An 11,631-nucleotide genomic window follows, 5' to 3' on the forward strand; every position below is an offset into this window, starting at 1 on the left:
CACCGATATTCACACGGGTGCGGGAGCGGCGGCATCAGGGTCGTTCCCCCACTCACCCCTGATCTTCGGCCCGCCGAGGGCCGGGCGGTCCTCGAACGCTCCCCGGGCACGGAGTCAGGGCCGATATCAGGGTCCGACCAGGGTCGAACCGACTGCCGTCACGGCGTCGCGCCCGTCACCATGGACTCATGACAGATCACGAGCACGCCGCGACGGGTCCGGGACCCGGCTCCGGCCCGCGCCCTCCGCGGGGCGCCGGGCCGCAGGATGCCGCGCCCGCCGCGGATGCCGGTGCGGGCGGCGGGGGCGTCCCGGCCGACGCGGGCGCCGTCGGCGGCGCGGATGTCCCCGGGCCGCCGCACCGGTTCCGGCGGGACCGGCGGCACAAGTCGCTCGCCGGCGTCTGCGCCGGCCTCGGACGGCAGTGCGACCTGGATCCGGTGATCTTCCGGATCACCCTCGCGGTGCTCTCCGCGACCGGCGGCATAGGCCTCATCTTCTACGGCTTCGCCTGGCTCTTCGTCCCCTATGACGACGAGGAGGAGAACGAGGTGCGCAAGCTGCTGACCGGCCGGGTCGACGGCCAGGCACTGGCGGCCGTGCTCTTCGCCCTGGTCGGCTGCGGGGTCTTCCTCACCATGCTGAACAACGGCGGCGTGCTCACCTTCGGCGTCGTCCTCTCCCTCCTCCTCGCGGGCGCGGGGTACTGGTCCCGGCAGCGCAGAACACCGGAACCGGACCCGCTCTCGGCCCAGGCCGTCGCCGACGCCCCGCCGGAGGCCCAGGCACCGCCGATCATGTACACCTGGCCCTCCTGGTGGCGCGATCCCATCGTCAAGGACGGTACCCACGACGGCGGGACGGGCTACATGTGGGGGCCGCCGGACTCCGTGGAGCGTGACATCGCCGCGGCCGTCAACATCGGCCGCGGCATCCCGGGACGCCGCGAAAGCGCCCTGGCGGGCGACCGGAGCTCCCGGGCCGTGCAGACGCGTGGGCCCCGCGGCATCGGCGGCTGGGTGTTCCTCCTCGCCCTGCTCGCCGGCTTCCTCGGGACCCGGCTGACCTGGGACGACCATGCGCTCGGCAGCAGCCTGCAGACCGGCCTGGCGTGCGCGCTCGCCGTCTTCGGCCTCGGTATCGCGGTCAGTGCGTTCATCGGGCGCACGGGAGCCGGTTCGATCTTCCTGGCGATCATCACGGCGGGCCTGCTGGCCGGGTCGGTCGCGATTCCGGAGGACGTCGGCACCGAGTGGGTGCGGACCACCTGGAAGCCCGTGGTCGCGACCGACGTGCGCGATCAGTACGACATCGGCGCGGGCAGCGGCACCCTCGACCTGTCCCGGCTGGACCTGGGCGAGGGGCAGACGGTGAGCACCCGGGCCGACGTGGGCATGGGCCGAATACGGGTCGTCGTGCCGCAGGACGTGACCGTGCGGCTGAGCGTCGAGGTGGGTGTGGGCGACATCCAGCTGCCCGGCGACGACGAGAAGGACGTGGACGTGGCACCGGGCAAGCACAAGGAGATCACCCTGCCCCCCGCCAAGGGCGCCAAGAACACCGGCACGCTCGAGCTCGACCTCCAGGTCGGCGTCGGTCAGGCGGAGGTGACCCGTGCTGCGTCATAGGTTCCAGCCGGGACGACTGGTGGCCGGTGTCTTCCTGATGCTGGCCGGGGTGATCTACGCCGGTGACGCGGGCGGCCTCTGGGAGACGCCGTGGTTCGTGCTGATCCCGCTCGTCAACGGCGGGCTCTGCGTCGCGGGCGTCGTCGGGATCGTGGCCCGCTCCGCGCACCGGCGCCGCGGAGCACCGGGCGTGGCGGCGCCCGACGAACCCCGGGCGGACCTCCCCCGCTGACGACACCCCTCGGGCTGCCGGCCTCCGCCGGAGCGCCGTACGGCGTCGGCTCGGGCTACCGGTACCCGCCGCCGGCCGTTCCCCGGCGCCGGGAGCGCAGTAGGGCGTCCAGTGACAGCAGCGGGGCGCCCGCCAGGACGAGAGGGAGCCAGGCCATGAGGTAGGCGAGATCACTGGCGTACTGCTGTTGTAGGGTCACTCGTTGTGAAGACTGTGCGGGTACTGATCGCCCTGCGGATCAGCAACGAGACCGACGCATCCACCTCCCTGGAGCGGCAGCTACAGGACTGCACGGCCTACGTGGAGGAGAGGCAGAACCTGGGGTGGCAGGTGGTGGGAGTAGCGAGGGATGCCCATATCTCCGCCACCAAATCTCACCCATTCGACAGGCCCGAACTCGGGGAATGGCTGAAAAATCGAGCCCCGGAATTCGATCTTCTGCTCTTCTGGAAGATGGACAGATTCGTCCGCAAAGTCGTAGATATGCAGGACATGATCAAATGGGCGGCTGCTCACGGGGGTAAATCTCTGGTTTCAGCCAAAGAACCTGCACTCGATATGGTAGGCCCTTTCCGGGCCGTAATCATTGATTTGTTTGCGGCTATCGCTGAGACTGAAGCACAGAACATCTCCATGCGAGTTAAGTCGTTCCAGAACTATGCAAAGTCCAAGAACGTATGGGCAAAAGGAAATCCCCCCTACGGTTACGAGTCATTCCGTGACATTGACGGCGCCATGAGGCTCCGGGTGCGCGAAACACAGAAGGATGTCATTCGCGAGATCTATAAGCGGGTCGTTGAGGACGGAGACCCCTACTCGACCATCTGTGATGACCTCAACGCTAGAGACATAATGTCGCCGGGGGCCGAGAGGATGTCGAATCGTCGGAAGAACAACGGCGACTCCCCTCCGATATGGCGCAGCCGCACCATCACAACCATTCTGAGGTCTGAAACCATCCTCGGCTGGAAGTGCGAGGAAGTGAAGGTACCAGGAAAGAAGTACGGAGTATCTCAGCCTATCGTGACTTCTGAGGGGAAGATCAGGATGGCTGATCCAATCCTCACAGACGATGAATGGGCCAGGCTCCAAGAAGAGATGAACAGGCGCCCCAGCTCTGCCCGTCGCTCCACAAAAAACACGACTGCGTATCGTGGAGTTGTCTTGTGTGGCGGATGCGGAAGAAACTTGTATCTCTTCAACCCTGAGAGGCAACAGGGTAGGCCGGTGTACCGCTGCAACAAGGCGGCTAACCGCAAATCATGCGGTAAGGGATACGCCTTCCGCGCAGAGAAAGTCGAAGAGATTGTAGAAGCAACGATCCTGGGAGTCATCGGAGATCTCCCCATGCACGAGCGCTACTACGTCAAGGGATCGAATAATACTCAGAGGCTTCACGAAATCGAGGAGTACGTGACGGAACTTCAGAGATCTATCCGCCCCGGCGGTAAGAACTCTTCAGGCTTTGCCAAGAAGTCCACCGAGGAAGAGATTGCAGCCCTGTACGAGGAACACGACTCCCTGTCCGTCGAGGGAGATAAGCCCGACCGTTACGAGTACCGAGCTACCGGGGAGACCTTCCGCCACATGTGGGAAAGAAACAAAGACAACAAGGACGAAAGAACGCGTCACCTACTGAAGGCAGGAGTCAGCATCCGACTCAACCCCCTCATTAAGGGCGTATCCAATACTCTTGACTTTGGCGCGGAGGTTGATCTAGGGAAGAGCCTGCATCAACCATTCACTATTCACTGAGGAATACATCACTCGTCACTTTGGCTCTCTGATCTCCAGGGAGCCAACTCGCCAGTCTTCTGCTCCCAACGGCAATCCTGGCAGTTACCTGCCCTGCCGCCCTTGCGGCGAGGATCTTTCCTGAACATCGAGACAGGCAGTGTCCGCTTACACCTTGGACATACCCGAGTCTCTGACACTGACATTCTCCAGACATGCAAAGGGACCGGCTAGGCGTACCCAACCGGTCCCATTGCGGTGACTCTATTTACTCCTCTGGGTAAGGCCAGAGGAGGCAGAGCACAGCACAGAGCGTCCAAGAATCCAGCATCTGAAGCTCCGTCCAGCCTGCTTCGTCTGCCGCTTTCCTCAGTGCGCCTGGCGGGTAGCCCAAGCCCTGTTCAGCTTCGGTGAACGTGAGACTTAAGCCGTTCTGTTCGGGGGTGCCGGTCATCGCGCTTCCCCCTCCCTTCTTCGGTTGGGTACAGCCCACAGGGTATCTGCTGGCAGAGGATCTGTGCAGGGGTACGGCCAAGGCCAGGCGGTCAGCCTAAGTTCAGTAGATATATCCGACGTGGCTCGCATCCTCATTACCTAGCGGCTTGCTGTAAAACTGCCGAGGAATGTGATTAACGGCCCATTCATCAACGACAGGAGCGGGAGGGTTAGGGTCCGGCTCAATTAGCCCGTCAACCTTCACCATATTGTCGTAAAAGTCGAGTGCCTTGGCAGACTCAAACTTGAGTCGACCATCATCGGTGATCTCCCAATACTCCAGACGCTCACCCTGGCTATCACCCTTACTCGGGTAAACGTCATACCCTCCGGCAGTGACACACCAGGAGAATAGGGAGGCGTGCATTTCCAGAGTGGCTTGGGCAGCAACCATAGCCTTCCAAGCCTTCTCCCAATCCTGGCGTGCCGTATAAGCCTTCTCAGCTTCTTTCAGCCCCATCGTCTTCAGCTCACCGAACAGAGCATTTGAATACTCCTGCTTAGCCTTGGCGGCCAGGACCTTCAAAGCCTCTACCGTTCGCCTGTACTCATCCATTTTGGCCTTGACCGGGGCAAGGAACTCATCCTTATCAGGCAGCGGCTTACCGGCCTCTACTGCGGCAATCTCAGTTTCCTTGAGTTCCCGCTTAGCTTCTTCCAGGGCAAGACTGCTGTATCGAGGTTTGATCTCTCCAACCAAGGCAACGTTCTGGGTGCGGTACCGGGCATTCTCCTGGGCGTAGGAGGTATTAGCCTTATCGGCGTCCTGGTATGCCTTCCTGAGATTCTTCACCTTGGGAGAGAGGGGAAGGTCTGCCGGGGGTTCGGTGACAAAGTTCGTGTCATACTGCTTAGGCATTGTCATACTCCTTGATAGGTGACAGTAGAGACGAGAATAGGGCCCGGTCTCACGACCGGGCCCTATCTCTTCTCTCATGGGAGGTCTAGACCCACCTACCCACTAGAGAGAACTAAAGAGGCATCCTTCTTCGGGGATGCCTGTAGAGAAGTAATCATCTAAGGGACAGTCTTTAAGTAACTCACAAGAGGACAACGGCTAGAGAAGATACTGCCCCCTTACCCCCACAGAACAAAAGCAGCAAGGGTAAGAGAGTAGTTCATCTCTATGACCATTTCTCACAGGGAGGAATCCGTATAGAGCCCATGACGACTTGGGAACTGCCTGGCACATTGGCCACACCAGAGGCACACCGCCGAGTGTGCATGGTCCCCGATAAATCTCACCCTGTACGTAGGTGTCCTTTGGGCCAGCCCCGGACAACATCTAGAGAAAGTGAGACGCAGACCACACAAAGAGTGCCGACGGAGCAGAGATTCACCGGCCAAGGCGAACCCTACGGGGAGCCAGTACCCGAGAATGCCCCTAGAAGGCTCTGTACGCCGTTCTAACGGCCTAGCACCCCGCCTCTGGTCCCTGTATCCATTCGGACCTTCAGAGGCCTCCAGGGGTCCTCCTGAGCCTTCATACCCGTACACGGGGGAAGGGCGGCGCTCCTGCGGTTCACATGACGTACCCGCACATGCATTACCCCCGGGGTGCATGGCAGGGGGGTGCAGGGGGTGCCTCATACCGTCTCAGAATCGATGGTTAAAGCGACACTCTCAGGGTCCGGTCAGGATGCCCGTTTCACCCCAACTTGAGGCGTCTCATAACTAGTCTCGAAAGCCTGCCAGGGAGTCGACTTCTGAGACACCTTTGTGAGACACTCGGGGTATGACGACGAAGCAGAGCAGGACCGGCCACCTCATCGGATACAAGCGAGTGAGCACCAAGGATCAGGATGCACAGCTCCAGGCTGATGCTCTGTCAGAGGCAGGGTGCTCGAAGGTGTTCGAAGACAAGCTCTCTGGCAAGAACACGGAGCGTCCGGGGCTGCTGGCAGCACTGGAGTACATGAGGGAGGGGGACACCCTCTGTGTCTGGAAGCTGGACAGGCTTGGAAGGTCCACTAAAGACGTGCTCACTCTCGCTGAGAAGTTGCACAACAGAGGGATTGCTCTGCGCATCCTTACCGGCACTCTCGCCGGTAGCTACTCCCCCAAGGGAGAGGGGAAGTTCTTCTTCACGATGATGGTCGCCTTTGCTGAACTTGAGAGAGACATGATCGTTGAGAGGACAAGGGCCGGACTGGAAGCGGCCAAGGCCCAGGGGCGCACCCTTGGTAGGCCCTCTGTCATCAATGAGGACGTGATCGCAGCAGCCAAGGCAAGGAAGGCCAAGGGGGAGAGCGTCACTGCCATAGCCAAGGCTCTGGGGGTGTCCAGGGCCACCCTGTACCGACACCTGACCGACTGATTACAGAGTCCCCCGGAGAGCCCTCCAGTGCCCACGCTGGAGGACTTGCTCATGCCGTCTTGCGGCTGCCCCTGACCTAGTAGGCCCTCCTACGGCGCCGGTTCCTGATCAGGGCATCCAGCGACCAGAGGGGTGCGCCAGCCAGCACGAGAGGGGCCCAGCAAAACATGTACGGGAGATCATTTCCGTAGTAGTACGGATCGGCGGCCCAGCTGACCGTCAGCCACAGGCTGAGGGAGATCAGCGCCCCGCCGAGCGCCGCCAGGCGGGTGAGGAGTCCGAGCAGGGTGCCGATGCCGACGGCCAGCTCGCCCAGGGCGATGGCGTAGCCGAAGCCGGCCGGGCTCTTCAGGGCCAGGTCGACCAGGGCGGGGACGGCCGAGGAGTCGCGGACCGCGCGCATCATGTCGCCGACGGAGCCGGCGCCCGCGTCCTTCATGAAGGCGCTGTCGGTGAGCTTGTCCAGACCCGCGTAGACGAACGTGACACCGAGGAAGATCCGTAGCGGAAGGAGGGCGTACCGGGCGGCGTTGTCCCGCCAGTTCCCCCCGCCCCCGGGCGAGGTGTAGACATCCGTCCGCATCCCGTGAGTCATCACTGCCAGCCGCCTCTCGCCGCGCATGCCCAGACCCCCCACCAGACCATACGTAGGACACGTGGGCCCCGCTCAACCCTCGGCAGGGGGTTTCTTGCTGTCGGTTTCGACAGGTCGCCGACCGGAACCCTCAGCCGGGCGCCGCCCCCGGTGTCAGTCCGTCACGTCGATCGCGTACCGGTTGGTCTCGACGCCCGCGCCGGTGACCACCTGGACCTCCACCCGGCCGGGTTCGACGTCCGCCGGGACGGGGACCGTCAGCAGGTCGTCCGAGGGATTGCTGAAGCCGCCCGTCACCGGGACCAGGGGGACGTGGACGTGGACGGTGCCGACGCGGACGACCATCCGGGACAGCCGGTCCGCCCGCTGGGCACCCGGCGGCACGAAGCCCGCGCCGCGGATCTCGATGTCGTCGCCGGTGCGGATCGGCGCGTCCAGGTCACCGGCCTCCCGGGCCCGGACCACGGAGAGGATCACCGGCCGGCCGCCCTCGGCGTACTTCCCGGCCACGTAGGTCGCCGCCGACACGAGCACCACCACCGCCAGACCCCAGGGCAGGTCGGGCAGCTGTTCCGGGCGCCGGGCCAGCCGTACCGCCGCGAACACCAGGGCCACGGCGCTGATCACGACGTACTGGATGTCGGCGAAGGTCCCGCGGCCGGCGTCGTCCGTCAGCAGGTCGGAGGCGCGCGGCCGGTCGGCCCGGACCTTCTGCAGCCGCTGTCCCAGCACCCTGAGCCCGACCACCCGCCGCACCAGGACCGCCACCGCGCAGACCACCGCGAGGACGGTCACCGCGCCGGCGCCGCGGCCGAGTTCGAGGCCCGAGATCAGCGCGTCCCGCCGGTCGTGTCCGGAGGCGACGGCCAGTTGCCCGGCCAGTACGAGTACCGCGTAGGCGACGAAGAGCACCCAGGCCACCGCCACGGCACGTGAGGTGGACAGGCGGTTGTCCTCGCCGATGACCGGGGCCAGCGCCCCGCCCCGGCCGCGGTGGAACCAGGACGCCGCGGTCAGCGCGCCGGCCACCACCAGCGCCGCCGCGAGCCCGGCGGTGCGTGCCGCCGACCAGCCCGCGCCGACCGCGGTGAGGGCCTGCCCGAGCAGCAGCGAGACGACCGCCGCCCACACCACGGCCGCCGTGCGCCGGCCCAGCCCGGCGAGCCAGGCATCCCCCTCGGCACGGCCGCGTTCTGCGACGGCTTCCGCGGACTGGGTCAGTTCCTCCGAGACCCACTGGCGGGAGGCGGAGGCCGAGTGGGCCACCGCGGCCGGCAGTCCCTGCCCGGCCGCGAACTCGTCCCGCCGCAGCAGAAACGCGGCCACCGCCCGGCGGTGGCCCTCACGGGCGCCGTGCGGGCAGTCCCCGCAGGTGCAGCCGCCGCCGTGCGCGGCCGTCTCGTACGCGCCCTTGTCCGAGCCGCTCCCGCGTCTCGCCTCCTGCACCGCCACGCCCGACGCCTGCCTTCCCGCACCCTGTGCACCCTGTGAAAGAACCCGTCCGGAACCCGGGAGCAGAAGGCCGTGGGAGCCTCCAAATCCCTTGGGACGCCAGCGAATTGTGCCGCACCCGGGCCCTCCCCCGCCCACGGGCCCGCCTTACGTCTGCTCAGCGGGGGTGATGCGCGGACCACCGTGTTGACCGGTATCCCGACAGGAGGTGTCGGTATTCGGGTCCACACTCGGCGCATGACTTCAGGCACACCCGTGGACACCCCCGTGAACTGGGCCGGTTTCGCCGCCGCCGAACCCGCGCTGGCCGGCACCGTCGAGGCGCGCTTCGGCGCGTACACGCATCATGTCCTCGCCACCCTCCGCAAGGACGGCTCGCCCCGCACCACCGGCCTGGAGGTGCGCTTCCTGAGCGGCGAGGTGTGGCTCGGCATGATGCCGGGCTCCCTCAAGGCGCTCGACCTGCGCCGGGACCCGCGCTTCGCGCTCCAGGCGAACCCGGGGGACGGCACCGGCATGGGCGGTGGAGACGTACGGATCGCCGGGCGGGCGGTCGAGGTGGACGACCCGGAGACGAAGGCCGGGTACGTGAAAGAGGTGGAACCGCCGGAGCCGTTCCACCTCTTCCGTACCGAGCTGACGGAGGTCGTGCGCACCTCCGTGGAGGACGACAGGTACCTGGTCGTCGACATCTGGCAGCCCGGGAAACCCCTGCGCACCGTCAGGCGCGCCTAGGGCCTACTGGCCCACTGGGCCTACTCCCACTCGATCGTCCCCGGCGGCTTCGAGGTCACGTCGAGGACGACGCGGTTGACGTCCTTCACCTCGTTGGTGATGCGGGTCGAGATCCTGGACAGCACGTCGTACGGCAGCCGGGACCAGTCCGCCGTCATGGCGTCCTCCGAGGAGACCGGGCGCAGGACGATCGGGTGGCCGTAGGTGCGGCCGTCGCCCTGGACGCCGACGGAGCGGACGTCGGCCAGCAGCACCACGGGGCACTGCCAGATGTCGCGGTCGAGGCCGGCCGCGGTCAGCTCCTCGCGGGCGATGGCGTCGGCCTCGCGGAGCAGGTCGAGCCGCTCCTTGGTGACGTCGCCGACGATGCGGATGCCGAGGCCCGGACCGGGGAAGGGCTGGCGCTGGACGATCTCGTCCGGCAGGCCCAGCTCCTGGCCGACCATCCGCACCTCGTCCTTGAACAGCTGGCGCAGCGGCTCGACCAGCTCGAACTCGATGTCGTCGGGGAGGCCGCCCACGTTGTGGTGGGACTTGATGTTGGCGGTGCCGGTGCCGCCGCCGGACTCGACGACGTCCGGGTAGAGGGTGCCCTGCACGAGGAAGGCGACCTCGGGGCCGTCCTCCTGGAGGATCTCCAGCTGGGCCTGCTCGAAGACCCGGATGAACTCACGGCCGATGATCTTGCGCTTCTCCTCGGGGTCGGACACCCCGGCGAGCGCCTTGAGGAACCGCTCCTCGGCGTCCACGACCTTCAGCTGCACGCCGGTCGCGGCCACGAAGTCCTTCTCGACCTGCTCGGTCTCACCCTTGCGCATCAGGCCGTGGTCGACGTAGACGCAGGTCAGCTGGGAGCCGATGGCCTTCTGGACGAGGGCGGCGGCGACCGCGGAGTCCACGCCGCCGGACAGGCCGCAGATGGCGCGCTTGTCGCCGACCTGCTCGCGGATGGCGGCGACCTGCTCCTCGATCACATTGCCCGTGGTCCAGTCGGGGCGCAGGCCCGCGCCGCGGTACAGGAAGTGCTCCAGCACCTGCTGCCCGTGCGTGGAGTGCATGACCTCGGGGTGGTACTGGACGCCGTAGAGCTTCTTCTCGTCGTTCTCGAAGGCGGCGACCGGGACGACGTCCGTGGAGCCGGTGACGGTGAAGCCCTCGGGGGCGGCGGAGCAGGCGTCGCCGTGCGACATCCACACGTCCTGCTCGGCCGGGGTGCCCTCGAAGAGGGTGGAGGACGGCTTGGAGACCGTGAGGTCGGTCCGGCCGTACTCGCGGGCGCCGGAGTTGTCGACGGTGCCGCCGAGGGTCCGCGCCATGAGCTGGAAGCCGTAGCACATGCCGAAGACGGGGACGCCGGCCTCGAACAGGGAGCGGTCGAGGGTCGGGGCGCCCGGCTCGTACACCGAGGAGGGGCCGCCCGAGAGGATGATGGCCGCCGGGTTCTTGGCGAGGATCTCCTCGACCGGCATGGAGCTCGGCACGATCTCGCTGTAGACCCGCGCCTCGCGGACACGGCGGGCGATGAGCTGGGCGTACTGCGCGCCGAAGTCGACGACCAGGACGGTGTCGGGGGCGGCGGCAGCGGGAGTCGCTGATGACACGGGGTGCCTTCCGGCGGTCGGGCGGGGGCTTGTGCTCCCGATTCTACCGAGGTGGGCGGGTGCCCCCGGCCCCGCCGTCCTCCGGGTCCGGGTCCCGCCGCCGGGTCTCACCATGCGAACCGGCTTGGACACCGACCGTCGCCGGGGCATACTGGGCCCATGCGCAAGCACCAGACCTTCCTGTTTACCTATGGCAACCGGCCCACCGGCTGCCATGGTCGTGCTGCTTGAGCAACTGACAAGCGACTTCCCAGGCGCCCCGGGCCGACAAGGTCCGGGGCGCCTGGCGTGTGCGGACCGCGCCGGCCCCGGGTGCCGCCACCCTTCGGCGAGGAGCCACCGACATGACCGTCACCGCTTCGGACAAGACCGGCGCCCACACCCCCGAGGCCGCCGGCGTGATCACCGGCGCGCGCGAGCGCATCGACTCCCTGGACGACCGGATCATCGGGCTGATCCAGGAACGCATGGCCGTCTCCGCCGTCATCCAGGAGGCGCGGATCACCTCCGGCGGCCGGCGCGTGAACCTCTCGCGCGAGATGGAGGTGCTCGACCACTACCGGCAGGCTCTGGGCAAGCCGGGCACGGCGCTGGCGATGACGATGCTGGAGCTGTGCCGCGGGCGCGTCTGACACGTCCGCTGACACGTCCGCGAGAGTGGCGCGAGCAGGGTCGTATCTGAGTTCGGGCACCTTCTCACCCGTACGGCGCGTGACCGGCGGGCGAGCGGCTTCGTTGGTCCCGGTGTCCGTGTCAGCCAGGGGCGGGCCCGAAAGAACCACGCGTGGCTCGCTGGAGCGATGAGACGTACGGATCGTGCCGGACGTCGTGGGACCTCGCTC

At 66.3% G+C, this 11,631-nt stretch carries 11 protein-coding genes; 6 read left to right on the forward strand and 5 right to left on the reverse strand.

Annotated features, from left to right (window positions below; all coding sequences use genetic code 11):
* Positions 1-188: 188 nt before the first annotated feature.
* Positions 189-1,628, forward strand: a complete 1,440-nt coding sequence (locus tag OHA99_RS14315; RefSeq protein WP_405696052.1) for a PspC domain-containing protein — start codon at positions 189-191, stop codon at positions 1,626-1,628.
* Positions 1,615-1,860 (forward strand): hypothetical protein, encoded by a 246-nt coding sequence (locus tag OHA99_RS14320; protein WP_153178337.1) that lies wholly within the window; start codon positions 1,615-1,617, stop codon positions 1,858-1,860. The genes OHA99_RS14315 and OHA99_RS14320 overlap by 14 nt, the downstream gene beginning before the upstream one ends.
* A 55-nt stretch (positions 1,861-1,915) precedes the next feature.
* Here the strand turns inward: OHA99_RS14320 and OHA99_RS14325 are convergent, their stop codons facing one another.
* Positions 1,916-2,059 (reverse strand): hypothetical protein, encoded by a 144-nt coding sequence (locus OHA99_RS14325; protein WP_405699057.1) that lies wholly within the window; start codon positions 2,057-2,059, stop codon positions 1,916-1,918.
* 5 nt (positions 2,060-2,064) lie between these two features.
* On the opposite strand from OHA99_RS14325, the gene OHA99_RS14330 reads away from it, so the two are divergent.
* The gene (locus OHA99_RS14330) at positions 2,065-3,615 is read left to right on the forward strand and encodes a recombinase family protein (protein WP_405696054.1); all 1,551 of its coding nucleotides are present in this window, start codon (positions 2,065-2,067) and stop codon (positions 3,613-3,615) included.
* A gap of 535 nt (positions 3,616-4,150) precedes the next feature.
* Here the strand turns inward: OHA99_RS14330 and OHA99_RS14335 are convergent.
* Positions 4,151-4,948, reverse strand: coding sequence for a hypothetical protein (locus tag OHA99_RS14335; protein ID WP_405696056.1), 798 nt, complete (start codon positions 4,946-4,948; stop codon positions 4,151-4,153).
* A gap of 876 nt (positions 4,949-5,824) precedes the next feature.
* On the opposite strand from OHA99_RS14335, the gene OHA99_RS14340 reads away from it, so the two are divergent.
* The gene (locus OHA99_RS14340) at positions 5,825-6,406 is read left to right on the forward strand and encodes a recombinase family protein (protein ID WP_405696058.1); all 582 of its coding nucleotides are present in this window, start codon (positions 5,825-5,827) and stop codon (positions 6,404-6,406) included.
* A gap of 76 nt (positions 6,407-6,482) precedes the next feature.
* On the opposite strand, the gene OHA99_RS14345 is transcribed toward OHA99_RS14340, so the two are convergent.
* Together OHA99_RS14345 and OHA99_RS14350 are read right to left on the reverse strand one after the other, a co-directional pair.
* A complete protein-coding gene (locus OHA99_RS14345) occupies positions 6,483-7,001 on the reverse strand; it encodes a DoxX family membrane protein (RefSeq protein ID WP_405696060.1) in 519 nt (172 codons plus the stop codon).
* Between the two features lie 153 nt (positions 7,002-7,154).
* On the reverse strand, positions 7,155-8,453 hold the full coding sequence (locus tag OHA99_RS14350; RefSeq protein WP_054099520.1) for a hypothetical protein: 1,299 nt from the start codon (positions 8,451-8,453) through the stop codon (positions 7,155-7,157).
* Positions 8,454-8,690: 237 nt separating this feature from the next.
* Between OHA99_RS14350 and OHA99_RS14355 the strand changes: the two genes are divergently transcribed.
* Positions 8,691-9,188, forward strand: coding sequence for a pyridoxamine 5'-phosphate oxidase family protein (locus tag OHA99_RS14355; protein ID WP_405696062.1), 498 nt, complete (start codon positions 8,691-8,693; stop codon positions 9,186-9,188).
* Positions 9,189-9,208: 20 nt separating this feature from the next.
* Here OHA99_RS14355 and guaA read toward each other — a convergent pair whose 3' ends face one another.
* Positions 9,209-10,789, reverse strand: a complete 1,581-nt coding sequence (gene guaA, locus OHA99_RS14360; protein ID WP_405696064.1) for a glutamine-hydrolyzing GMP synthase — start codon at positions 10,787-10,789, stop codon at positions 9,209-9,211.
* A gap of 344 nt (positions 10,790-11,133) precedes the next feature.
* Here guaA and OHA99_RS14365 point away from each other — a divergent pair, with 344 nt between their 5' ends.
* Positions 11,134-11,421 carry a chorismate mutase gene (locus OHA99_RS14365; protein ID WP_153178341.1) on the forward strand — a complete coding sequence of 96 codons (288 nt, stop codon included), beginning with the start codon at positions 11,134-11,136 and terminating at the stop codon, positions 11,419-11,421.
* Positions 11,422-11,631 lie beyond the last annotated feature (210 nt).

Source organism: Streptomyces coelicoflavus (genome assembly GCF_045041415.1).
Classification (GTDB): Bacteria; Actinomycetota; Actinomycetes; order Streptomycetales; family Streptomycetaceae; genus Streptomyces; species Streptomyces coelicoflavus.

What these genes read in the sequence shown, in the direction of transcription:
- OHA99_RS14315 (WP_405696052.1), top strand. Translation starts at nt 189, where the DNA reads ATGACAGATCACGAGCACGCCGCGACGGGTCCGGGACCCGGCTCCGGC.
- OHA99_RS14365 (WP_153178341.1), top strand. Translation starts at nt 11,134, where the DNA reads ATGACCGTCACCGCTTCGGACAAGACCGGCGCCCACACCCCCGAGGCC.
- OHA99_RS14345 (WP_405696060.1), bottom strand. Translation starts at nt 7,001, where the DNA reads ATGACTCACGGGATGCGGACGGATGTCTACACCTCGCCCGGGGGCGGG.
- OHA99_RS14355 (WP_405696062.1), top strand. Translation starts at nt 8,691, where the DNA reads ATGACTTCAGGCACACCCGTGGACACCCCCGTGAACTGGGCCGGTTTC.
- OHA99_RS14335 (WP_405696056.1), bottom strand. Translation starts at nt 4,948, where the DNA reads ATGCCTAAGCAGTATGACACGAACTTTGTCACCGAACCCCCGGCAGAC.
- OHA99_RS14340 (WP_405696058.1), top strand. Translation starts at nt 5,825, where the DNA reads ATGACGACGAAGCAGAGCAGGACCGGCCACCTCATCGGATACAAGCGA.